The 24,554-nt window shown below is 72.6% G+C and carries 15 protein-coding genes; 8 read left to right on the forward strand and 7 right to left on the reverse strand.

Annotated elements, in window-relative coordinates; genetic code table 11:
• Positions 1–169: 169 nt before the first annotated feature.
• On the reverse strand, positions 170–1,471 hold the full coding sequence (locus WME76_RS19545) for a sigma 54-interacting transcriptional regulator (RefSeq protein WP_437961596.1): 1,302 nt from the start codon (positions 1,469–1,471) through the stop codon (positions 170–172).
• Positions 1,472–1,910: 439 nt separating this feature from the next.
• On the opposite strand from WME76_RS19545, the gene WME76_RS19550 reads away from it, so the two are divergent.
• Complete coding sequence (locus WME76_RS19550) at positions 1,911–4,220, forward strand: DUF1588 domain-containing protein (RefSeq protein ID WP_437961597.1); 2,310 nt, start codon at positions 1,911–1,913, stop codon at positions 4,218–4,220.
• Positions 4,221–4,228: 8 nt separating this feature from the next.
• A complete protein-coding gene (locus WME76_RS19555) occupies positions 4,229–5,500 on the forward strand; it encodes a DUF1501 domain-containing protein (RefSeq protein WP_437961598.1) in 1,272 nt (423 codons plus the stop codon).
• An 81-nt stretch (positions 5,501–5,581) separates the two neighbouring features.
• On the opposite strand, the gene pbpC is transcribed toward WME76_RS19555, so the two are convergent.
• The 4 genes from pbpC to WME76_RS19575 form a co-directional block, all read right to left on the reverse strand.
• Positions 5,582–8,104, reverse strand: coding sequence for a penicillin-binding protein 1C (gene pbpC / locus WME76_RS19560; protein ID WP_437961599.1), 2,523 nt, complete (start codon positions 8,102–8,104; stop codon positions 5,582–5,584).
• Between the two features lie 3 nt (positions 8,105–8,107).
• Positions 8,108–13,879: an Ig-like domain-containing protein gene (locus tag WME76_RS19565; RefSeq protein ID WP_437961600.1), complete on the reverse strand. Its 5,772-nt coding sequence runs from the start codon at positions 13,877–13,879 to the stop codon at positions 8,108–8,110.
• A gap of 184 nt (positions 13,880–14,063) precedes the next feature.
• Positions 14,064–15,050, reverse strand: coding sequence for a hypothetical protein (locus WME76_RS19570; RefSeq protein WP_437961601.1), 987 nt, complete (start codon positions 15,048–15,050; stop codon positions 14,064–14,066).
• A gap of 511 nt (positions 15,051–15,561) precedes the next feature.
• Entirely contained in the window at positions 15,562–16,605 is a 1,044-nt protein-coding gene (locus WME76_RS19575; RefSeq protein WP_437961602.1) for a hypothetical protein, read from the reverse strand.
• A 231-nt stretch (positions 16,606–16,836) separates the two neighbouring features.
• Between WME76_RS19575 and WME76_RS19580 the strand changes: the two genes are divergently transcribed.
• From WME76_RS19580 to WME76_RS19600, 5 genes are all read left to right on the forward strand, one after another.
• The gene (locus tag WME76_RS19580) at positions 16,837–17,937 is read left to right on the forward strand and encodes an ABC transporter permease (RefSeq protein WP_437961603.1); all 1,101 of its coding nucleotides are present in this window, start codon (positions 16,837–16,839) and stop codon (positions 17,935–17,937) included.
• Positions 17,937–18,866: an ABC transporter permease gene (locus tag WME76_RS19585; protein WP_437961604.1), complete on the forward strand. Its 930-nt coding sequence runs from the start codon at positions 17,937–17,939 to the stop codon at positions 18,864–18,866. The genes WME76_RS19580 and WME76_RS19585 overlap by 1 nt, the downstream gene beginning before the upstream one ends.
• Before the next feature lie 92 nt (positions 18,867–18,958).
• A complete protein-coding gene (gene biuH / locus WME76_RS19590; protein ID WP_437292236.1) occupies positions 18,959–19,657 on the forward strand; it encodes a biuret amidohydrolase in 699 nt (232 codons plus the stop codon).
• Positions 19,657–21,252: an ABC transporter ATP-binding protein gene (locus WME76_RS19595; RefSeq protein WP_437962131.1), complete on the forward strand. Its 1,596-nt coding sequence runs from the start codon at positions 19,657–19,659 to the stop codon at positions 21,250–21,252. Before biuH ends, WME76_RS19595 begins: the two co-directional genes overlap by 1 nt.
• Positions 21,249–21,923 (forward strand): cysteine hydrolase family protein, encoded by a 675-nt coding sequence (locus tag WME76_RS19600; protein ID WP_433937672.1) that lies wholly within the window; start codon positions 21,249–21,251, stop codon positions 21,921–21,923. Before WME76_RS19595 ends, WME76_RS19600 begins: the two co-directional genes overlap by 4 nt.
• A 126-nt stretch (positions 21,924–22,049) precedes the next feature.
• Here the strand turns inward: WME76_RS19600 and WME76_RS19605 are convergent, their stop codons facing one another.
• Positions 22,050–23,240 (reverse strand): BMP family ABC transporter substrate-binding protein, encoded by a 1,191-nt coding sequence (locus WME76_RS19605; protein WP_437961605.1) that lies wholly within the window; start codon positions 23,238–23,240, stop codon positions 22,050–22,052.
• A 149-nt stretch (positions 23,241–23,389) separates the two neighbouring features.
• On the opposite strand from WME76_RS19605, the gene WME76_RS19610 reads away from it, so the two are divergent.
• The gene (locus tag WME76_RS19610) at positions 23,390–23,731 is read left to right on the forward strand and encodes a cupin domain-containing protein (RefSeq protein WP_437962132.1); all 342 of its coding nucleotides are present in this window, start codon (positions 23,390–23,392) and stop codon (positions 23,729–23,731) included.
• A 178-nt stretch (positions 23,732–23,909) separates the two neighbouring features.
• On the opposite strand, the gene WME76_RS19615 is transcribed toward WME76_RS19610, so the two are convergent.
• Positions 23,910–24,548, reverse strand: a complete 639-nt coding sequence (locus tag WME76_RS19615) for a hypothetical protein (protein WP_437961606.1) — start codon at positions 24,546–24,548, stop codon at positions 23,910–23,912.
• Positions 24,549–24,554 lie beyond the last annotated feature (6 nt).

Here is a 24,554-nt window from a genome sequence, read left to right on the forward strand (position 1 = left end):
AGAACAGAGGGATTTAACCACAGAGGCACAGAGGGCACAGAGGAAGAGAGAGAATGAAGGATTAAAATTTCTTTCTCTCTCTCCCCCTCTGTGCCCTCTGTGCCTCTGTGGTTCAAATTCTCTCTCTCCTTCGTTTCACGAGGGCGATGCGCCAGGCCGGTGCGCCGCCTCACTGCTTGGCGGTCAGCCCGTGCTTCCGCAGGAACATCCGCACGTGGTGGCGCTCCATGCCCGCGCGGCGCGCCATCTCGCTGATGTTGCCGCCCGTCGCGCGGATCAGCTCGCTGAAGTAACGCTGCTCGAACGCCGCGACGGCGCTCCGCTTCGCCTCGCCGAAGGCCGAGGTCGGCGCGACGACGTCGCCGCCGCCCTCCAGCGGGAGGATCGCCGCGATCGCCTCGGCGCCGGGCGGCAGGCTCGTGGCCACGCTGGTGACGTTGATGAGCTCGCGGATGTTGCCCGGGAAATCGTGCTGGCCGAGCGTCGCGGTGATGAGATTGACCATCTCCACCGCGCGCTCCGGGCAACCCATGCGCTCGCACACGCTCGCGACGAGCAGCGGTATGTCCTCGCGCCGCTCGCGCAGCGGCGGCAGCTCGATGCGCATCTGGGCGATCCGGAAGAAGAGATCGCTCCTGAAGCGGCCGGTGTTCATGCTGCGGCCGAGATCGCGGCGCGTCGCCGCGATGATCCGCACGTCGACCGGCTCGTAGATCCGCGAGCCGACCCGCTTCAGCTTGTGCTCCGAGAGCACCCTGAGCAGCTTCGGCTGGAGCTCGGGCGGCAGCTCGCCGATCTCGTCGAGGAAGACCGTCCCGCGGCTCGCCTCGTGGAAGGCGCCGTTCTTCCGCTCGTTCGCCCCCGGGAACGCGCCCCGCTCGTGCCCGAACAGGAAGCTCTCGGCGAGCGCGCCGGGCAGCGACGCGCAGTCGACGACGACGAACGGCCCGCCGCGCCGGCTCGAGCTGTCGTGGATCGCCTGCGCCGTGAGCTCCTTGCCCGTGCCGGTCTCGCCCGTGATGAGCAGCGAGAGCTCCGTCGGCGCCACCTCGCGCAGCAGGCGGAAGAGGTGGCGCATCCGCGGCGAGGCCCCGATCAGCGGGCCGAAGCTCTCGTCGAAGCCGACGTCGACGCGCTCCTTCTCGAGCGGCTCGAAGCTGAGCACCGACCCGCCGACCTGGATGGCGCAGGCGGTCGTCAAGATCGCCTCGCGGATGCGCACCGTCGAGACGAACGTGCCATTCTTGCTGCCGAGATCGCGGACGAGCACGCCGGGCCCCTCGGCGCGCAGCTCGCAATGCGTCGAGCTGACCTCCGGATCGTCGACGACCACACCGCAGCTCGGATCGCGCCCCACCACGACCGGCGCGATGCCGATCTTGACCGGATCCCGGCCCGCCGCCCGCAGCGTCCCTCCGCGAACGAACCACTGGACCGCGCGAGCGCGGGTCGCATCCCTCGTCGAGCTCATATCCAACGGTTATTCGATTTCCCCGGTCTTGACCACATCTCCGTACGCTCCCGCCTCTCCATGATCGGAGGCGTCACGCGCGCACCTGGACGCACCGGGTACGCGGCTTCCCGATGAGACGCGGTCTCTCGTCGAAAAACTTCAAAGCCACGAGAGATGTCGCCGAGAAATTCAGATCAATGAATGTACTGAGCGCGTAGCGGGAGAGGCCCTAGTGAGGTTAGACTACGTGGCTACGCAGAAGACGGATCGGGCGACTGTCGCGTTCGCTCCGTCGGGCGTCGTTGAACGACAGCCCACAACGGGTCTGTCGGTGTGTGTTTCGATCAACGCGGTTCGGGGCTCCGCTCTCCCGGTCCCCTCAACGCGGGGGCGCGCGCAGGCGCTCCCGACGAGGATGCTTATGCCGAGAACAGGATGGTTACTCCGGAAGCGCGCCGTGACGGCCCTGGGAATCCTGGGGCTCTCCGCGGGGGCGAGCGTGCTCGCCGCCGTGTCCACCGGTTGCAGCAGCGAGGCCGACGGCCCGTGCATCTCCGACGAGCAGTTCTTCGCCGAGAAGGTGTGGGTCCCCATCCTCTCGGCGAAATGCATCGGCTGCCATAACCCGCAGGGGCAGGCGGCGGACTCCAAGCTGATCCTCGCCGGCAGCAGCGAGGCGGGCTTCCTCGACAAGAACCTCGCGACGTTCAAGTCGCTCGCGGGGCTCGAGCTCAGCGGCGAGTCGTACGTGCTCCTCAAGCCGACGAAGACCATCGATCACGCCGGCGGCCACGTCATCGACGTCGACGGCCCCGAGTACGAGGCGCTCCGCGAGATGGTGGACCGCACGAAGAGCCCGTCGTCCTGCGAGACGGACGTCAACGCGTCCTTCGCCGACGTGGTGATGAGCGGGCCGGGGGAGACGCTCCGCATGGCGAGCCTGGAGCTCGCCGGGCGCCTGCCCACCGAGGCCGAGGAGCAGGCCGTGGCCCAGAGCGGCATGGACGCGCTCGACCCGATCGTCGACCAGCTCCTCACGGAGGACGCGTTCTACGTGCGGCTGATGGAGATCTACAACGATCTCTTCCTCACCGATCGCTACCTGAACGGCGAGGCGGCGGTCGATCTGATCAAGGGCGACGCGTACGATCCGAAGTGGTACGCGAGCCTCCCGCAGGACCCGGCGCTCGTCGAGAAATACGGCGCGCGGGACCTGGAGGACGCCATCAACAAGCTGAAGAGCTGGACGAACCGCGCCATCGGCCGGGAGCCGCTCGAGCTCATCGCGTACATCGTGCGGAACGACAGGTCGTTCAAGGAGGTCCTCACCGCCGACTACACGGTCGTGAACCCGTTCTCGGCCAAGGCGTACGGCGTGACGGCCGAGTTCCAGAACGACGCGGATCCGGAGGAGTTCGTCCCGGTGAAGCGCGATCCGGTCCCGCTCGCGGGCGTGCTCACCTCCCCCGTCTTCCTCTCGAGACACCCGACGACGAGCACCAACAGGAACCGGCACCGCGCGAGGATGGTCTATCAGTACTTCCTCGGCACCGACATCCTGAAGACGGCCGAACAGCCGCTCGATCAGACGAAGATCACCGACTTCAACCCGACGATGAACAACGCGGCGTGCACCGTCTGCCACGCCGCGCTCGACCCGCTGTCCGGCGGATTCCACAGCTTCGACTCGACGGGCCGGTACAGGGCGGACGACGCCTGGTACCAGGACATGCGGCCGCCGGGCTTCGGCGCCGAGTCGGTGCCGTACAGCGAGTTCCCGAGCGCGCTCTCGTGGGTGGCCAAGCGCGTCGCCGACGACCCCCGCTTCGCGCTCTCGGCGGTCTACACGATGTACACCGGCCTCACCGGGCAAAAGCCGCTCGTCGCGCCGACGAACGACGATCCGGAGTTCAGCGCGAAGTTCAGGTCGTACCTCGCCCAGTACCACGCGTTCAACGCGATGGCGCGCGACTTCGCCGACAGCGACTACAACCTGAAGACGGTCGTCAAGGCCGTCGTCAAGAGCCCCTATTTCAGGGCGCGCAACGTCGCGCAGCCGTCGTCCCGGGGCGAGGCGCTGACGCAGCTCGGCGGCACGCGGTTCCTCGGGCCCGAGCAGCTCCACCGGAAGATCTGGGCGGTGACGGGGTACCCGTGGCGCCCGAGGGCGTTCGAGGACGACGGGAGCCGCTTCGACTTCCTGCTCCGGCGCGACGCCTACCGCCTGCTCTACGGCGGCATCGACTCGGAGGAGGTGATCCAGCGGATCACGGAGCCGAACGGGATCATGGCCAACGTCGCCGACCGGATGGCGAACGAGATGGCGTGCATCTCGGTGCCGCGCGATCTGTTCCTCCCGCCGGAGGAGCGGCTGCTCTTCCCCCACGTCGAGACGACGTTCGAGCCGCGGGACACGAACGACTTCGACGTGCTGCCGGCGGTCGAGGCGATCAAGAAGAACATCCAGCACCTGCACAAGCGGGTGCTGGGCGAGTCGCTCGAGCTCGGCGACCCCGAGATCGAGCGGACGTACAAGGTCTTCCTGGAGACGTGGGAGGAGGGCAAGGCCGGCATGGCGAAGGCCGAGGGCGAGGAGGGCCGGCTCTCGAGGTCGCTGCCGGGCGCCTGCCAGGTGCACAACGACTACTGGACCCGCGAGGGGCTGCCCGAGGAGGAGAAGCTCACGCGGGACGACAACTACACGGTCCGCGCGTGGATGAGCGTCATGACCTATCTCCTGTCGGACTTCAGGTTTCTTTACCAGTAGGAGCAGCCATGGAACGTCGAGATTTCCTCAAACTGGCATCGATGGCGGGCCTCGGCGTCGTCGCAGCGGGCTCGCTGTCGAGGGACGCCGCGGCGGCTGGCCCCTACTCGGGCCCCCTCTGGGTCCATATCCACGCGAGCGGCGGGTGGGACCCGACGAGCCTCTGCGATCCGAAGGGCGCGATGAGCGCCGAGGAGCAGGGGACGCGGGAGGCGATGAACCGCAGCTACCTCAATGGAGAGATCGGGACCGCCGGCGACCTCCGGTATGCGCCGGTCGGCGGCAACGCCGAGTTCTTCAAGAAGCATTACAGCAAGCTGCTGATCATCAACGGCATCGACACCGAGACGAACAGCCACGACGCGGGCATCCGCAACACGTGGAGCGGGACGCTCCGCGAGGGCAAGCCCGGCTTCGCGGCGCTCGTGGCCGGCGTGCACGGCGGCGCGCTGCCGATGGGGTTCATCAGCAACGGCGGCTACGACACGACCGCGAACGTCGTGGCCGTCACGCGCGTGCCCGACACCGGGCTGCTCCAGCGGCTCGCGTACCCGAACGTCATCGATCCGTCGGCCGAGAAGCGCGAGGGCTACCACACCGACGCCACGATGACGCGCATCCTGGAGGCCCGGCAGGCGCGGCACGCGGCGCGGCTCGATCAGCAGCGGCTGCCCCACGTGAAAGAGGCGATGAGCACGCTCTTCACCTCGCGCGTCGGGCAGAACGAGCTCAAGCAGCTCATCCAGTTCCTGCCCGCGGAGTTCGAGCAGGCCTCGCTGCGACGGCAGGCGCAGGTCGCGCTCGCGGCCTACCAGGCCGGCATCTGCGTCAGCGCCAACCTGACGGTGGGCGGGTTCGACACGCACGGCAACCACGACGACAACCACATCCCGCGGCTCGGCAACATCTGCGACGGCGTCGACTTCCTCCTGAGCGCCGCGGAGGAGCTGGGCCTCGCCGACCGGATCGTCGTCGTCGTGGGCTCGGATTTCGGCCGGACCCCGGGGTACAACGAGGGCAACGGCAAGGATCACTGGAACATCACCAGCATGATGCTGGCCGGCGCGGGCATTCAGGGGAACCGGGTGATCGGCGCGACGGACGAGCGGCACAACCCGCTCGAGGTCGATCCGGTCACGCTCCAGCCGAAGGAGGGAGGCGTCCGGATCAAGCCGGGGCACATCCACAAGGCGCTGCGCAAGCTCGCGGGGATCGCGGACGATCCGCTCGTGCAGCGGTTCTCGCTCTCCGAGGAAGAGGACCTGCCGATCTTCGGGTGACGACGGTCGCTCCCGCCGCAGCGTGAAGGCGGGGACGGGGCGCTCCCCTCCCCGCCGACACACGAAGCCCTCCCCCGCCGCTCACTCCACCGAGAACGCGATCTCCTCGCCGGCCGAGGCGCCGTCCGCCTCGACGCGGAGCCGGTGCGCGCCGGCGACCAGCGGCCAGTCGAGCGCGAACGGCGGGCCGACCTCGATCGGGCGGCCGTCGAGCACGAAGCGCGCGCGGCGCACGCCCGCGGGGACGTCGGCGCGGAGGCGGATGGCCTGCAGCGAGTTGACCGAGGGGTCGAGGACGAACCGGGCGCCGTCGGGCGGGTACGCGACGCGGACGCGCGCGCCGGCCTGCGCCGCGCCGTCGCGCCCGGGGAGCGCGCCGCAGAGGGGCGAGACCTCGTCGGGGGCGACGGGCCGGCCGGCGGCGCGCGCCCACGCGGTGAGCTCGGCGTCGTGGCGCTCGAAGACGCGCTCCTCGACCGCCGCGGCGGGGCAGGCCCCGGCGCGCAGGCCGTTGCGGCGATCGACGCGCACGATCTCGTGCATGTCGCACGGCGAGAGCGCCGCGGCGTCGCCGCGCGGGAGGAGCTCCCGGCGGCGGTGCGGGCACGCGGCGGTCGGCGTCATGCCGGACAGGCTGCAGACCTCGACCTCGGCGAGCAGGTCGGGATCGGGCGCGTCGAAGGGGCGCGGCGGCCGGACGCGCGCGGCGGCGAGCATGGCGTCGCGGAACAGCGGGCCCGCGCCGGTGATGCCGCTGATGCCGCCCATGGGCGAGCCGTCGAAGTTGCCGACCCAGACGGCGACCGTGACGTCGGGCGTGAAGCCGACCGCGAGGTTGTCGCGGAACCCCTTGGACGTGCCCGTCTTCGCGGCCACCGGGAACGGCAGGGCGAGCGCGCTGCCCTCGCCGAACGACGCGAGCCGCGCCTTGTCGTCGGCGAGGATGTCGGTGATCACCCGGGCGCGCGCGGCGTCGAGGACGCGCGCGCCGCGCCCGGGAGGCGCGCTCGACGACGGCGCCACAGCGACGGGCGTGTCGCGCTCGGGAGGCGCGGGCGGCGCTTCCGCGACCGCGCGCACCGGCAGGTAGATCCCGCCGCGCGCGAGGGTGGCGTAGGCGTTCGCGAGATCGAGGAGGCGGACCTCGCCGTCGCCGAGCGCGATCGCGACGCCGTAGCGCGACGGCGCGCCGTCGAGCGAGCCCAGGCCGAGCTCCCGGAGCCGCGCGAGCACGCGATCGGGGCCGAGCGCGGCCGCCGTCCAGACCGCCGGGACGTTGTACGAGCTGGCGAGCGCGTCCCGCAGGCGGACCGGGCCGTGGAAGCGCCCGTCGTAGTTCCGCGGGACGTAGCTGCCGTCCGCGGTCGGGAACGAGAGCTCGACGTCGGGCAGGACGGTCGCGGCGGTGAAGCCGAGCTGCTCCATGGCGAGCTCGTAAACGAACGGCTTCAGGGCCGAGCCCGGCTGGCGCAGCGCGAGGACGCCGTCGTTGTGGCCGAGCCCGGCGACGTCGTCGATGTCGTGCGAGCCGACGTACGCGAGGATCTCGCCGGTCGCGTTCTCGAGGACGACCACCGCCGCGGCGCCGACGTCGCGGTCCGAGAGGCCGCGGACGGTCTGCTGCGCGAGGACCTCGATCTCGCGCTGGAGGCCTCGGTCGATCGTCAGGGTGATCGCGCTCGCCCGGCCGCGCAGCGGCGCCGCGCCGGCGCCGTCGCCGAGCGCGCCGCCGAGCACCGCGCGGACGAGGTGCGGCGCGCCGAGGCCGCCCCCCTTCGGGGCGAGCGCGATGGGCTCCGCGCGGGCGCGGGCCACCTCGGCCTCGCCGGCGAGGCCGGCCGCGAGCATGCGATCGAGGACGCGGTTCCTGCGGCGCTCGAGCGGCCCCGTGCCGCGGCGCGGGTCGTACAGCGCGGGGCCGCGCGGCATGCTGGCGAGCGCGGCGGCCTCGGCGAGCGAGAGGTCGGCGGTGGGCTTGTCGAAGTAGAAGCGGCTCGCCGCCTCGACGCCGCGCAGGCCCGGGCCGAACGCGACGCGGTTCAGGTACTGCTCGAGGATCTCGCGCTTCGAGAGCGACGCCTCGATGCGCAGCGCGAGCGCCATCTCGCCGAGCTTGCCGCGCGCCGTGCGGGGGCGCGGCACGAGCGCGCGGGCGAGCTGCTGCGTGATCGTGGACGCGCCCGAGACGACGCGCCGCTCCGCCGCGAGCTGGCCGATCGCGCGCGCGATCGCGATCGGATCGACGCCGGGGTGGCGCGCGAACCGCCGGTCCTCCGCGGCGAGGAGCGCGCGCTGGATGCGATCGCCGGCCTCGGCGAGCGGCAGCCAGCGCGCGCGCGCGCCGTCGCCGGCGCGGAGCTCGCGCAGCACGGTGCCGTGGCGATCGAGCAGCACCGTGGACACGGCGCGATCCTCGGCCGCCCGGAGCTCCGGCGGGAGCGGCGTCAGCGCCGCGACGACGGCGAGCAGGAGCCACGGCAGGGCCGCGACCGCGAGCGCGATCTGCGCGGCGCGGCGCAGGCGCAGGCGCAGGGGCGAGCGCGGGCGGAGGCGCGCGAGCCACCGCGCGAGCCGGCCGGTCCACGGCGGAGAGGGCGCGCCCACGGATCAGCGCGGACGCGCCGCCGCGTCCGTCCCCCGGGTCGAGACCTTGACCGAGATGGCGCCCGTCCGGCCGAAGACCTCGGGGCTGTACATCTCCTCGGCGCGCGCGGGCGGCACCACGAACGAGCCGAGCGTCGTGGCGCGCGCGAGGTACCGGTACCGGTACATCCCGGCGGCCATGTGATCGACGAAGAACAGCACCCTGTCGTCGCGGATCTCGCGCACGAAGCGGCTCGGGTCGTACAGGCGGCCGGTCGCGCGCAGATCGTCATGGTCGACGTCGGCGTCGGCGTCGTGCGCCGCGGCCTCCGCCGCGTCGACGTCGAGCGAGCGCGCGGACGTCGCGAGCCGCGCGTCGACCGCCTCGAGGCCGGCCGGCAGCGGGTCGTCGATCACAACGAAGTCGCGCGGCGAGGGCGTCACCACGACGATTTCGCCGAGCACGAGGTCGCCGCCGGCGAAGGCCAGCGACGAGGGCGCCGCGCCCGGCGCAGCGCCGGCGGGCGCCGCGCCGCCGACCACGGCCGCGAGGTCCTCGGGCGCGATCGCGCGGAGCGACTTCTCGATATAGAACCCGCGGTCGAGCGGCGTCGCCGGGAGCTGCTTGCGCGCGTACCGGAGCCGCGCCTCGTAGAACAGCCGGCCGCGCCCGTCGACGGCGAACGCGAGCGGCGCGCCGCCGGCGCTCGCGAGCCGCGCCGCGGGGATCGACGTCTTGACCTGCTCGGTCGTCGGGCCGTGGAACGGCGCCGAGAACAGCTCGACCTCCCCGAGGAACACCCGCGCGTCGAAGTCGGGCGCCGTTTTCTCCTGTGCTTTCCGGTACTTGTCGAGCGCGAGCAGCGCCCACGCCGTCTCCTGCGTGCTGCGCCACGTCCCCCCGCGCCGATCCGCGAGCAGGCCCGCCGCGAGCCGCGGCGCGAGCGGGTGCGAAGGCCGCGCGGCGAGCAGCGCGCGCAGCACGAGCGCCGAGGTGCGGGCCTCGGAGTCCATGAGGACCGCGTACGCGTCGCCGTGGTTGTGGACGGCCCGCGCGATGGGTCCGTCGAGGCGCAGCGACCCCTCCATCTCGCGCACGAGCTCGTCCACGGCCGCCCTGTCGCTCTTGCCGATCACCATCGCGTGCGCGAGGAGCGCCTTCGAGAAGAGCGGCAGCTTCTCGCGCTCCTCGAAGAGCCGGCTCGCGCGCCCCGGGTCGGGCGCGCCGCTCGCCGCGAGGACGTCGAGGATGAACGGCGAGGTCGCCCGCAGCATCGGATCGTCGCCGGCCTCGTTGAGCCTCGATCGCACGAACGAGACCGCGCGCTCCACCGCGTCCGCCGGCACCGCGACCCCGTAGCGCTTCGCCTCGGTGAGGCCCCACAGCGCGTACGTGGTCGTCCAGAGATCCGGGCTGTCCGACTCGGCGAAGAAGCCGAAGCCGCCGTCGCCGCGCTGGTGCGACAGGATCTCGCGGACCGTCTTGCCGATCACGGCCGCGAGGTTCTGCGGCAGCGCGATCCCGTAGGCCTTCGCGAGGTCGCGCAGCGACAGGAGCGGCACCATGCGGCTCGTGAGCTGCTCGGTGCACCCGTACGGGTACTCGAGGAGCTGCTCCACCCCGCCGCCGAGGCCCACGAGCGCCGTCGGCGCGAGGCTCACCGTGAGCCCGCCGGTGTCGTCGCGGATCGCCGACAGATCGCCGAGCCGCTCCGCGCTCGCGGTGGTCGTGTCGCCGTAGAGCGCGACGGCCTCGGGCGACATGGGCGCCTTGATCTCGCGGGTCACCTCGACGACGTCCTCGGCGCCGCCGCCGGCCGCCCGGAAGCGCAGCGTCGCCGGGCCGGCCCGCGGGGCCGACATCGCGAAGCGGACCTCCGTCGACGCGCCCGGCGCGAGCTCGACGGCGCGCTTCGCGCTCCCCGAGAGCGTGAGCCCCGACGCGGCGACCTCCACCTCGACCGTCGACTTCGCGAGCCCCTTCGACGTCACGACCACGCCCGCGTCGATCGCGTCGCCGGCGCGCAGGAAGCGCGGCAGCGCCGGCCGGGCCATGAGCTTCTGGCTCGCTGTCACGCGCGACTCGCCGTAGCCGAACCGATCGTCCTCCGCGACGACGACCGCCATGACCCGGTACGTCGTGAGCGAGTCGGGCAGCTTGAAGCTCGCGTTCACCTTGCCGGACGCGTCGGTGACCAGCGCGGGGTGGTAGTACGCGCTCTGGCGGAAGTCGCGGCGCACGCCCGTGCCGCCCGCGGCGCCGCCGCCGCCCGCGCGCCCCTTGTCGGCGCCGAGATCCGCGAACGGGTTGCGCACGCGGGCGAGCGCCTCGCGCGTCTCGATCGTCGCCACCTTCAGGCTGCGCGGCGCGCCGAACACGGGGATCGGATCCGGCGTCTCGTAGCCGGTCAGCGACAGCACGCCCTCGTCCACCGCGTAGAGCGTGACCTCGGCGCGGGCGGGCCGGCCGCCGCGGTCGCGGACGTCGACGTCCACGCGGATCGGGTCGCCGGGCCGCGCGTCCGCCTTGTCCGGGCGGACGCTCACCGCGAGCCGCTGCGCCTCGGGGTTCACGCGGAGCGGCGCATACCCGAGGCGGAACGCCGGCGCGCCGACGTCGGGCCCCGCCGCCCCGCCCTTGCCCGGCGCGGGCGGCGGCCTCGTGCGGCCGCGCAGGAGCAGCACGGAGACGAACGCGTTCGGTCGGAGGTCGTCCGTGATCGGCACGTCGATCACCGGCATCGCTCCCGACAGCTTCACCCTCCGCCGCGAGGCGATCCCGGCGCGCTCGACCGTGACCAGCGCGTCGGCCGAGGCGAACGGCGACTTCACGATCACGCGCGCGGTCTGCCCCACCTCGTAGCTGTCGCGGTCGGGCACGAGCTCGACCTGGAGCTGGTCGCTGTCGCCGAAGCCGCCGCCGCCCTCGCCGAGCGCGTAGACGCCGGTCGCGGCGCCGACGGGGTTGCCCCGGCGGTCCTTGGCCGTCGCGTGCAGGAGGTAATACCCCCCGGAGGGGACCGTGAGCTCGCAGCTCCGCGGCGCCGTCGCGGTCGTCACGCCGCAGCGCGCGACGACCTTGTCGACCGGCGTGCTCACGCTGCGGTACGCGCTGCCGCTCTCCTCGCGCGCGAGCGTCCACGTCCGCTGGATGAGCTCCACCCGCACGGCGACCTGCGCGACGCGCGCCCCCTTCGGATCGACGGCGAGGATCTCCGGCCGGAGCACGTCGCCCGCCTTCGCGAAGCGCTCGGGCTCCTTGAGCGCGACGTAGAACTCCGCCGGGTGCACGAGCGCCGTCGAGCTGCCCGCGATCGCCTGCCGCGAGACGTCGGTGATCTCGGCCTCGCACGTCACGAGCTCGGTCCCGCGCTGCCCGGGCATCGCGAGCGTCGCGCCGATCGCCGCCTGCCCTGCCGCGTCGAGCCGGTCGCGCCCGCTCTGCACCTCGTACTCGCGCGGCGACCGGTCCGGCAACGCGTCCGTGAGCTCGTCCTCGCGCACCGTGAAGCCCTCGATCCCCGGCGGCGAGAACGCGGCCCGGCCGCGCGTCACCGAGAGCCTGGCCTCCGCGTTCGTCATCGGCGCCCCGAACAGGTAGTCGCCGCGCGCGACCCAGCGCGCCTTGTCGCCGCGCACGTAGCTCGGCCGGTCGCTCTCGACGCTGACCTTGAACTCGGCGGGCCGGTACTCGGCGACCTCGACGCTGCCCGTCACGTCCGGCCACCCCGCCTCGCCCCCCTGGACGGTGGCGGCGAGGCTGTACGTGCCGAGGCGCGCCGTCTCCGGGATCTTCACGTCGGCCGAGAACGTGCCGAACGGGCCGAGCGCCGGCGTCAGCGAGACGAGCGCCTCGCCGTCGGGCCCCTCGACCTTGAACGCGACGCTCTTGCCGGCCGGCGTCCTCGTCCCGCGCGCCGCCTCCTCGCGGAAGATCCCCTTCACGCGCACGGTGTCGCCCGGCCGGTAGATGCCGCGATCGGAGAACACCATCCCGAACGGGCGCGCCTCGCCGAAGTCCGACGGCGCGCCGAAGCGCCACCCGCTCAGCGCGTCGGCCACGCGGCGGTACGTCCAGTCCTCGCCCGCGCGCGCGAAGATCACGCCGCGCTCCGGCCGGGACGCCGTCTCTGGCCGGTACACCGCCTCGGGGACGGTCGCGAACCCCTCGGCGTCGGTGACCACCGGCGCGGGCGCGGGCGCGCCCGGGGTCCTGATCCACACGCTCGCGCCCGCGACCGGCGCGCCCGTCGACAGCCGCGTCACCCACACGATCGAGCCGTGCGGCGACACCTTCGCGCTGATCCCGAGGTCGGTCACCTGCGCGATCACCGCCTGGGAGGAGGTGCGCGCGTGCCGCGTCCCGGGCCGCGCCGTGTAGCTGATCCCGATCGCCAGCGGCCCGCGCTTGCCCTCGCCGCCCAGCACCTCGGCGGCGCGCACGAGGTGCGTCGCCGGCGCGTTCGTCGCGGCGGCCGGGCGCAGGGCGGACTGCTTGCCGGAGGGCAGCGCCGCGATCTCGCTCATCTTCGGGCTCCGCCCCGGGCTATTCGGGTCGGCCTCCAGCGCGAGCACCGCCTCCTCGGTCATCGCGCCGACCGCGAGCGAGAGCTCGCGCACGTTCACGGACACGACCGGGATCTCGCGCCGCTGCGCCGGCTCGAACACGCTCCCGGTGAGCCCGATCTGCGCCTCGGGCCAGCGGTCGCCGAACGCGATCTGCTGGGAGACAGCGCCCGCGAGCGCCTGCCCGTGCTGGTCGCGCAGCCCGGCGGCGACGCGCACCTCGTAGCTGCGCCCCGGCGCGAAGGCGCCGCCGACGGGGATGTGGCTCGTGAACTCGTCGTCCTGGATCCACGACGGCCACCTCGGCTTCACGGCGGGCTCCACCGAGATCGCCCGCTTCGCGTCCGCGAACCGCACCGGGTTCGAGAAGAGGAGCGTGAACCCGCCTTCGGCCGCGCAGCGCTGCTGCGGCGTGTCGCGATCGCACTGCGGGCTCATGAGCCGCAGCGGCCCGTAGGTGCGGTACGAGAACCGCTGCTCCTCGCCGGCGGGCAGCGGCCCCTCGCGGCCGCGGAGGCTCCGGGCCACGACCATCTCGATCTCGCTGTCGCGCGGCAGCGGGGCGCGCGGGACGATCTCGGCGAGCAGCTCGTTCTTCGGGTCGGGGCGCCGGACGTCGAACGCCACCTTGGCCGCGCGGCCGCCGGCCGTGAGCGACACGCTCCGCGCGACCTCGGCGGTGTCGACGGGCTGGTTGAACCGGAGCTCGAACCGCGCTTCCGGCTTGAGGTCGTCCTTGCCCGACCACGGCTCGACGCGCGCGACCTTCGGCAGCTCGGTGCGGAAGGTGAGCACGTACGGCTCGGCGAGCGCGCTGCCGTCGAGCGCCCTGGTGCCCGCCGGGACCTCGACGGTGAACGCGGTGCCGCGCGGCAGGTGTCCCTGAGGGGCGAACGTGAGCCCGCTCGTGCCGACCCAGCGCCACTGCCCCGGCGCGGGCGGCTTCAGGATCGCGGGGGCGGCGGCCTCGCTGGCGGCGAGGTCGAGCGGCCGCATCGGCCGGTTGAACACGAGGCTGATCTCGGCGGGGCTCGTGGTCTGCCCGCGGGGCGCGCCGAACACCACCGCGAACGGCCCCTCCGCGGCCTTGCCGCCCGGGTCGAGCGCGCCCGGGGCGAGCGTGCCGCGGGGCGGGACGTTGGGAGCGCGCGCGCCCTGCACGCACGCGAGGCTGAAGGCGATGGCGGCGAGGGCGGCGGGCGCGAACCGGAGGCGCGGGGCGGCGGGCATGTCGCCGCGACTGAGCAACGGGAATGCCGTGGCCGCAAGAGGCCTATCCGCCGCGGGCGGCGCGCCCCCCTGTGGCAGGCGAGACACGCTCGGGGAGCCCCGGGACGCGGTGTCCGCCCAGCGCGCAGAGGCAGCCCGGAGCGCGGCCCACGCTCCGGGCCGACGATGGCGTCGGGGCCGAGCGTCAGGGCCAGGTGTCCATCACCGCGGCGATCCAGCTGTCCGGATCCCGGAACTCGGGATCCTGCTCGATGTGGACGAAGCGCCCGCTGTACCTCGCCGCGGGCCTGCCGCAGACGCTGCTCGCCGGCACACCGTTGAGGTACCTGCCTTGAACGTTGGTCGTCCCGTTCAGCGAGCACATGCCGCCGCCCGGGAGCCCGACCCGCCATCCAGGGTGATAGGCGAGCAAGTTGTTCCTGAGCTCCAGCGCCCTGTCCCCTTCCACGGGGGGGACATCCATCCCGTGGGACAGGAGGACATCCACGGCCCGACAGGTGTCCTCCGCCATGCCGTGCCACGAGATCACCCACCACGGACGCGGTCCGTAATGGGCCGCGAGCTCCAGGTGGGTCGCGTGAAACATGTTCGCCACGTTGTGGGCGACGTCCGAGAGCATCGTCGAGCTCTGGCAGTTGCTGACGGCGAGGCTGGCGTCGCGGTGAGTCCCGGCCAGCACGAGGGAGCGGGATCTCGTCTCCTTGAAGATGGTGATCGCCTCCGTCTCCGTGGTCATGTCCGAGAGCGGGTGCGGCGCCGTGTGGCTGAGCTCCCGCTCGGCGGCTGCGTCCACGATGAAGGTGCCAGTCCCGCGATCGACGAACCCGTCCTCGTCCTGGTCGCCTGTCTCCATGAGCACGCAATAGCGGCGGCCGTTGGCGGCGTCGCGGAGCAACCGGATCCGCATGAACGACGACAGGCTCGTCGGGAGCGCGGTGTTGCACGTGCCGCGCATCATCGCGCGAACGACGCTCCGCCAGGCGCTCATCTGCGTGGAGTTCGGGGCGACGAACATCCCCGATTCCCGGGGGGGCATCTGGTCGCGGATGCACACCGTCAGATCCTCGAGGGTCGCGCTCGCCGAGCAGGTGAGCTGGGCTGCCATCGCCGCGCGAGACGAGATCAGAGCGCCGACGCCGAGCATGAGCAACATCGCTGGTTTGAGCCGCATGATGTAGACACCTCCAGACAGGGGTTCATGAGCGAGGCCGACCGGCGCTCGCGCGAGACGCGCGCTGCGCATGCAGGCGCGTGACGAGGCGCTCCGGACGCCGCGCGGAGCGCTCCTCCCTCACGGGCTTTTCACGTGAGCGCCCCCTCGCCGCGTTCTTCACGGTCGGCGCGACGGTCGACAAGCAACATCACCGATCACGGGTCGGCGGCGGCGAGTGCAAGGCCGAGACCGCCGCTCGAGCGAGCGGGCTGTGCAGTCCATTCGCGGTAGCCTCGGCGACCGCACCGCAGCATCGCTGCCCCGATGGGCGACCGTGCACGCGCGTGGAGCTCATTGCGCGCGGGCTGCTCGAGCGCGAAGCAGCCGAGTCGATGGCCATCCCCGGCGGGGCCCTCACGGCCTCTCTCGTGGTTCGGCGCCTTCGTGGCGACCCAGGGGCGAACCTCTTCAACGTCGATTCGGCCTCTTCGCCCGCCGCCGCGCCAGGTTGCTCGCCGAGCGCGGCCCTTCACGGCCAGGTGGCCAGCACGGCGGCGATCCACCGGTCCGCGTCGCGGACCCCGGGGTGCTGCTCGATGTGCACGAACCGCCGAGCGTGGGCCGCGGCCGGGCGCCCGAAGCTCCAGCCTGTCGGCGAGCCGCCGTGGTTCCAGCCGCTCGGCGAGCCGCCGCGGTTCCAGCCGGTCGGCGCGCCGTCGTTGAGGAGCCTCCCCTGGACGTTGGTCGTCGCATTCAGCGCGCACGCCCGGCTGCCGGGGACGCCGATCCGCCATGTCGGCTGGTGGGCGAGCAGGTTGCTCCTCAGCTCCAGGATCTTGTCGCCCGCCGCGGGGGCGGCGTCCACGCCGTGAGAGAGGTGCACATCGACGCTCTCGCACGTGTTCTCTGCCATGCCGTGCCACTGAACGGCCCACCACGGCTTCCACCCGTAAAACGACGTGATCGCCGCGTGGGCGGTGTGGAACATGGTCGCCGCGTTGTGGGCGACGTCCGAGCTCATCGAGTGGTCGTGAAACCAGCGGCCGCCCGCGATCGCGTCGCGGTGCGCGCCGGCCAGCAGGAAGGTGCGGGACCTGGTCTCCTTGAAGACGGTGATGGCCTGGATCTCCGTGCCTGCGTCCGCGATCGGGTGCGACACCTGATGGCTGAGCTCCCGCTCCGCGAACGCGTCCACGATGAACGCGCCGAACCCGCGGTCGACGACGCCGTCCCCGTTCCAGTCGGCTGTCTCCATGAGAAGACAGTACGGGCGGCCGTTGTCCGCGTCGCGGAAGGATCGGACCCGCGCGAACGACCACAGGCTGGGCGGGAGCACGAAGTCGCACGCGCCGTGCATCATGGCGCTGACGACGCTCTGCCAGGCGTCCATCTCCGTGAAGCTCGGGGCCACGAACATCCCCGAGCTCCTGCCAGGCATCTGGTCGCGGACGCACGCGACGAGCGCCTCGAGGGTCGCGCTCGATGAACACGTGAGCTCGGCGGCGCCCGTCGCGCGAGGCGCTGTCAGGGCGCTGGCGCCCACGAGGAGCAGGATCGATCGGCCGAACCGCATGCCAGAGACACCTCCAGGTCGGGGCTCACCGGACCGCCCCCGCCGAGTGCAAGGCCGAGACCCGATGAACGACGGCCTCTCTGTGCGGATCGTTCGCGGTCGCCGCGGCCACCACATCGCAGCATCGCCGGCCCGATCGGCGACCCGGTAGGCGCTCGCCGCGCCCCCGCGCGGCAACCGGCAAGATCCCCGAAAAACCCCGGAAATAGTGGAGGCCTTATCCTCGGCGCCGTGAAGCTCATTCCGCGCGGGCTGCTCGGGCGCGAGACAGCCGAGTCGATCGCCATCCCGGTCGGGGCCCTCGCGGCCTCTCTCCTCGTGTTCGGCGCCTTCGTGGCCACCCAGGGGGCGAACCCCCTGCGTGTCTATTACGAGATGTACCGCGGCGCCTTCGGCACGTGGTTCTCGTTCCAGAACACCCTGCTGCGCGCCGCGCCGCTCATGCTGACCGCGCTCTGCACGGCTCTGCCGGCGCGCCTCGGCCTGATCGTCATCGGCGGCGAGGGCGCGGTCGTCATGGGCGGGCTCGCGGCCGCGTCGGCGGCGCTCGCCGCGCAGGCGTGGCGCGCGCCGCCGCTCGCGGCGCTCGCCGCGATGTTCCTCGCGGGGCTCGCCGCCGGCGCGCTCTGGGTGGGCCTCGCCGGCGCGCTGCGCGTCTACCGCGGCGTCAGCGAGACGATCAGCAGCCTGCTCCTCAACTACGTCGGCGTCGCGATCCTGAACCACCTCGTCGAGGGCGCGCTGCGCGACCCCGCGAGCCTGAACAAGCCGTCGACGGCGCCGATCGCCGCCATGAACGCGCTCGGGAGCCTGCCCGGCGTCGAGGTCCACTGGGGGCTCGCCTACGGCGTGCTCGCCTGCGCCCTCTGCTACGTGCTCATGCACCGCACGACCTTCGGCTTCGCCGCGGCGATGAGCGGCGGCAACGTCCGCGCGGCGCTCCTCGCCGGCCTGCCGGTCAGGCGCCTCGTCGTGCTCACCTGCATGCTCGCCGGCGCGTGCGCGGGGCTCGCCGGGATGGTCGAGGTCGCGGCCGTCCACGGCCGCGCCAACGCGTCGCTCGTCAGCGGCTACGGCTACACCGGCGTCCTCGTCGCGTTCATCGCGCGCCACCACCCGCTCGCGATCCTGCCGGTCGCGCTCCTGCTCGGCGGCATCGGCGCGAGCGGCGGCCTGGTGCAGCGCGCCGCGCAGCTCCCCGACGCCACGGTCAGCGTGCTCCAGGGCATCCTGTTCCTCGCGATCCTCGCGAGCGAGGCGCTCCGCGGCCGCCTCCGGCTCACCCGCGCGCCCGCGGCCCCGCAGGCGGCGCCCGCATCGGCGGTGGCGTGATGGGCGACGCCGGGGCGCTGGGGCTCTGGGGCATCCCCCTCGCGGTCGCCGCCGGGGCCGTCCGCATCAGCACGCCGTTCCTGTTCGTGAGCCTCGGCGAGTGCCTCACGGAGAAGAGCGGCCGCGTGAACCTCGGCCTCGAGGGCACGCTCGTCATGGGCGCGATGAGCGGCTACGGCGTCTCGTACCTCACCGGCTCTGCCTGGCTCGGCGTCCTCGCCGCCGGCGCCGTCGGCGCGGCGCTCGGCGCGCTGCACGCGTGGCTCTGCGCGAAGCCGCGCGTCAACGACATCGCCGTCGGCATCGCGCTCATGCTCTTCGGCGTCGGCCTCGCCTTCTTCCTCGGCAAGCCGCTCATCCGGCCGACGGCCCCCCGCCTGCCCGCCATCTCGCTCGGCTTCTTCAGCGATCTCCCGCAGGTCCGCGCCGCGCTCCAGGTGAACGCGCTCTTCCTCATCGGCGCCGCGCTCGCCCCGCTCCTGCTCTGGATGCTGCGCCGCACGCGGCTCGGGCTCGTGCTGCGCACGGTCGGCGAGAGCGCCGACAGCGCCCGCGCGATGGGGGTCGACGTGAACCTGGTCCGGCTGCGCGCGACGATGGCCGGCGGCTTCCTCGCCGGCGTCGGCGGCTCGTTCCTCTCGCTCTTCTACCCCGGGAGCTGGAACGAGGGCCTGTCGAGCGGACAGGGCCTCATGGCGGTCGCCCTGGTCATCTTCGCCCGCTGGGACCCGGTGCGCTGCCTGTGGGCCTCGCTCCTCTTCGGCGGCGCGAGCGCGCTCGGCCCGGCGCTCCAGTCCGTGGGCGTCACCTGGGGATACCACCTCTTCAACGCCGCGCCGTACCTCGTCACGCTGGCGCTCATGGTCGCCACGAGCTCCGCGACAAGGACCCTGCCCGACCAGCCCGCCGAGCTCACGCTCGCGCGGTGAGCGCGCAACATCCGAGAAGGACGCAACGAGACGCAGACGACGCAACGAGACGCAAGAGACGCCAGACGCTGGATCACAGGAGGACTCGACGCATGACCTACGTGGCCGCTGACCCCTACGCCTGGCCGTACAACGGCGATCTCCGCCCCGAGAACACGGCCCTGATCGTCATCGACATGCAGACCGACTTCTGCGGCAAGGGCGGGTACATCGATCTGCTCGGATACGACATCTCGCTGACGCGGGCCTGCGTCGCGCCGATCCAGCGCGCGCTCGCGGAGGCGCGCCGCCGCGGCCTCCACGTCCTGCACACGCGCGAGGGGCACCGGCCGGACCTCTCGGATCTCCCGGCGAACAAGCGCTGGCGCTCGCGCCGGACCGACGGCGGGCGCGGCACGGGCGTCGGCATCGGCGATCCGGGGCCGTGCGGGCGGGTGCTCGTCCGCGGGGAGCCGGGCTGGGAGATCATCCCCGAGCTCGCGCCGCTGCCCGGCGAGCCGGTGATCGACAAGCCCGGCAAGGGCTCCTTCTGCGCGACCGATCTCGACCTCATCCTGCGCCAGCGCCGCGTCGAGAACCTCGTCCTCACGGGGATCACGACCGACGTCTGCGTGCACACGACGATGCGCGAGGCGAACGACCGCGGCTACGAGTGCCTCCTGCTCTCCGACTGCTGCGCGGCCACGGATCCCGGCAACCACGCCGCCGCGCTGAAGATGATCAAGATGCAGAACGGCGTGTTCGGCGCGGTCTCGACCTCCGCCGCGCTCCTGGAGGCGCTGTCGTCGTGATGGACCCGCGCGTCCTCTCGAGCCCGGCGGCGAGGCCCGCCCGCGCCGCCGCGGGCGATCCTGGCCCGCCCGCGCCGCCGCCCGCGCTCTCCGCCGCCGGGATCACGAAGCGGTTCGGCCCGCTGCTCGCGCTCGACGACGTCTCGCTGCGCGTCGCGCCCGGGAGCTTCCACGCGCTCCTCGGCGAGAACGGCGCCGGCAAGAGCACGCTGGTCAAGTGCATCATGGGCTATCACCCGGCCGACGCGGGCGAGGTGCGGGTCGGCGACGCCGCCCTGTCCATCAGGAGCCCGCGCGAGGCGCAGTCGCTCGGGATCGGCATGGTCTACCAGCACTTCACCCTGGTCATGAACATGACGGTCGCCGAGAACCTCGTCCTCGCGCGCCCGTCGCTCCCGCTCGTGATCGACTGGCGCGCGGAGCGCGACGCGATCCGCGCGTTCATGGCGCGCATGCCGTTCCAGATCGACCCGGATCGGCCCGCGCGCTCGCTGGCCGCCGGCGAGAAGCAGAAGCTCGAGATCCTGAAGCAGCTCTACCTCGGGAGCAGGATCATCCTGCTCGACGAGCCGACCTCGGTCCTCACGCCCGCGGAGGCCGACGAGGTGCTCGGGATGCTCCGGCGCATGGCCGACGAGCGCCGGATCAGCGTGCTCATGATCTCGCACAAGTTCCGCGAGGTGATGGCCTTCGCCGACGAGGTCACGGTGCTGCGGCGCGGCCGGGTCTCGGGCCGCGGCGAGGCCCGGGACCTCACGCCGGCGGCCATGGCCGAGATGATGGTCGGCCCCCAGCCGGCGCGCGTCCCGGCGGCGCGCAGCGACGCGCCCGCCGGGGCGCCGGTCCTGCGCGTCGAGGCGCTCGCCGCGCGCGACGATCGCGGCCGGCCGGCGCTCGACGGCGTGACGCTCACGGTCCATCGCGGCGAGATCGTCGGGATCGCCGGCGTCTCGGGCAACGGGCAGGAGGAGCTCGTCGAGGTGCTCGCGGGCCAGCGGGCCGCGCGGTCCGGCAGGGTGCTCGTCCACGACGCGCCGTACGCCGCCGGCCGCGAGCAGACCCGCGAGCACCGCGTGCGGTGCCTGCCCGAGGAGCCGCTGCGCAACGCCTGCGTACCGGCGATGACCGTCGCGGAGAACATCGGCTTCCGCGTCTTCGACGCGCCCCCGTTCACCCGGCTCCGCTGGGGCGTGAGCCGCGCTGCGCTGCGGCGGTCGGCCGAGCGCCTCGTCTCCGAGTACGCCGTCAAGACACCCTCGGTCGACGCGAAGATCGGCGAGCTCTCCGGCGGGAACGTGCAGCGCGCGGTCCTCGCGCGCGAGCTCGGGGCCGGCGGCGACGAGCGCATCGAGCTCCTCATCGCCGCGAACCCGTGCTTCGGGCTCGATTTCGCGGCCGTGGCCGAGATCCGCGCCCGCATCCTGGAGGCGCGCAACCGCGGGACGGCCGTCCTCCTCGTGAGCGCGGACCTCGACGAGATCTTCGCCATGGCCGATCGCGTCCTCGTGATGAGCGAGGGCCGCGTCGTCCACGAGTCGCCGATCGCCTCGGCCGACGTCGCCGAGATCGGCCGCGCGATGGCGGGGCACGCGTGACGCCGCGGGCCCCCGAGATCGCGGCGAGGCCGTACCCGTTCCGCCTCGCCGGGCCGGAGTCGGTGGCGCTGCTCGTCATCGACATGCAGCGCGACTTCCTGGAGCCGGGCGGCTTCGGCGCGGCGCTCGGCAACGACGTCCGCCGGCTCCAGCGCATCGTGCCGACGGTCCGCCGCCTCCTCGACGCGTTCCGCGAGCGCGGCCTGCCGGTCCTCCACACCAAGGAGGGCCACCGGCCGGATCTCTCCGACTGCCCGCCCGCGAAGCGCTACCGGGGCGCTCCGGGCATGCGCATCGGCGACGCCGGCCCGATGGGGCGCATCCTCGTCCTGGGCGAGCCGGGCAACGACTTCGTGCCCGAGCTCGCGCCCGCGCCCGGGGAGATCGTCGTGCCGAAGCCGGGGAAAGGCGCCTTCTACCGGACGGGGCTCGACGCCAGGCTCGCGTCGCTCGGCATCTCGCAGCTCCTCATCGCGGGCGTGACCACCGAGGTCTGCGTCCAGACCACGATGCGCGAGGCGAACGACCGCGGTTACGAGTGCCTGCTGATCGAGGACGCCACCGAGAGCTATTTCCCGGAGTTCAAGGCGGCGACCCTCGAGATGATCCGCGCCCAGGGGGCGATCGTCGGCTGGACCGCGCCGGCCACCACCGTCCTTGCGGCGCTCTGATCGGCGGAGAGGGAGAACAGAAGAAGAAAACCGCCAGGACGCCAGGGACGCCAAGAGAGGTTCTCCGCGTCTTCTTGATGTCCCTGGCGTCCTGGCGGCTCGACGCTCGCTCGTTTGCGCGCGGCGCTACTTCTGGAGGGATCCGACGACGCCGTCCACGAGATAATTCATGCTCTCGAGCACGATGTCGGTCTGCTGCTGCTCGACGGTCTCGGCGACGACCACCTTGCCCTCGTTGTCCTTGATTGGCCCCTTGAAGATGGTGAGCGTGCCCTCCGTGAGCCTCGCCTTCGCCTCCTCGGCCTTCTTCTTCGCCTCCTCGGAGACGGCGGGCCCGTACGGCGAGAGCTTGACGAACCCCTCCTTGAAGCCGCCGCGCAGGAGGTGCGGATACGGCTTCCCCTCGCGGATCGACGCGATGTAGTCCGTATAGACCCTGGACCAGTTCCACTCGGCCCCGGTCAGGTACCCCCTGGGCGCGAGCGTCGCCTGGTTCGTGTGGTACCCGGTGCTGAAGGCGCCGCGGCGCTCCGCCAGCTCGATGATCACCCTGGGCGAGTCGACGTGGGCCGTCAGCACGTCGACGCCCTGATCGATGAGGCTGTTCGCCGCCTCTGCCTCCTTGACGGGCATCGACCAGTCGCCGGTGAAGATCACGGCGGTCGTCGCGCCCGGGTTCACGCTCCGGACCCCCAGCGTGAACGCGTTGATGTTGCGCAGCACCTGCGGGATCGGCTTGGCCGCGATGAACCCGAGCTTGCCGCTCTTCGTCGTCATCCCGGCGACGATGCCGGACACGTACTCCGCCTCATCGATATAGCCGAAGTAGCTGCCGACGTTGCTCGGGTGCTTCGACCCGTCGTAAAGACCGCCGCAGTGCAGGAACGTCCTGTCCGGGAACTTCTCTGCCACCTTCAGGATGTGCGGATCGAAGTAACCGAATGACGTCGGGAAGATCACCGACGCCCCGTCGAGGTTGATCATGCTCTCGATCGTCTTCTGGACGGCGACGGTCTCGGGGACGTTCTCCTCCTCGCGGGTCTTCGCGCCGGCCAGCCTGGCGACCGCGGCGGCGCCCTCCGCGTGCGCCTGGTTGTAGCCGTAGTCATCCCGGGCGCCGACGTAGATGAAGCCCACCGTGAGCGGCTGTTCGCTGGACTCCTCCTTGCTGCAGGCGGCGGCCGGCAGCAGCGAGAGCGCGAGGAGCAGCGGACGGAGGAGGGCGAGCAAGCGCGCTCCGCGCGGCGCGCCGGCCCAGGGGAGCAGAGGAGTTCGCAGGGTGCTCTTCACACCCTGGATCTGTACGCGCCTCTTCATTTCTGGAACTTTTCCCGTCCATGAATTGTTCGCGCGTCGTTGAATAATCATTGAGCCCGCTGCCGACGTCGTGGCATGTTCGATCAACACTGGAGTTGGCGATGACAACCTCAAATCCAGCAGCGACGCGGGATTCGATACCTGTGCAGTTGCCGTTCATCATTGCGAATGTGACGGCGCTCGCCGCTCGTCCGGAGTCGGTCCCGTGGCGGCGCTTCCGGGAGGGCGTCGAGATCCACCGTCTTTACGGCAGCGGCGACGCGGGCTCCTCGGCGGCGCTCCTGCGCTATGCGCCGGGCGCGTCCGTGCCGCAGCATGTCCATCGCGGGCATGAGCACATCCTCGTGCTCGCGGGCTCGCAATCGGACGAACGCGGGCACCACCGCGCCGGAACGCTCGTGGTGAACACGCCGGGCACCCGACACAGCGTCTCGAGCGCCGAGGGCTGCATCGTCCTCGCGATCTGGGAGCAGCCCGTCGTCTTCATCTGACTCATCGGGCGCCCGGGCCGCTCCTCTGGACACCCGGGCCGCTCCTCTGGACACCCGGGCCGCTCCTCTGGACACCCGGGCCGCTCATCTGGACACCCGGGCCGCTCATCTGGACACCCGGCCGCTCATCTGGACACCCGGCCGCTCATCTGGACACCCGGCCGCTCATCTGGACACCCTATTTCCGGATCTGCGCGCCGTCCGTCCTGCCCGTGATGCCCTGGATCAGGCGCAACGCCTGCTGGAGCCCCGCGAGCACCGACCGGAGCATCTCGAGCACCGGCGCGTTGGCGCCGCGCATCTGCGCCATCGTCAGCGCGTTGCCCACGGCCTGCGCCGCCTGCGCCGGTGACGGGGCCGTCGCCGCGAGCGCCTCGATCCGCTCCCGCGCCGCGCCGAGCGAGAGCGCGTGGACGGCCTGGCCGCGGGGCCCCGACACGTCCATCGCCTGCCGCAATATCTCCTCGGTGATCTGGCGCGTCCGGCTCTGATCGGGCCGCGCGGGCCCGTCCATCGCCTCGGGCGGCGTCCGCACCAGGCGGCCCAGCTCGGTCAGGCGCGCGCCGAGCTCCTCGGCCGACGCGACGCCCCCGGGCACCGGCGCGCCCGCCCCGACCCCGCGCGCTCCGCCGCCCGCCGCCGCGCCGCCGCGCCCCCCGCCCGCGAGCTGCTGCACGAGCCCCTCGAGCTGCGGCAACATCGGCACGAGCCGCGCGACGCCCTGGAAGAGCTGCACGGCGGGGTTGGCCTGCTCCGCGGGCACCGCGCGCGCAGGGGACCGACCGACGATGCGCCCGATGGTGTTGCCGGCTGCCATGGTGTC

The sequence above is a fragment of the Sorangium sp. So ce119 genome, from assembly GCF_051524405.1.
GTDB classification, from domain to species: domain Bacteria; phylum Myxococcota_A; class Polyangia; order Polyangiales; family Polyangiaceae; genus Sorangium; species Sorangium cellulosum_G.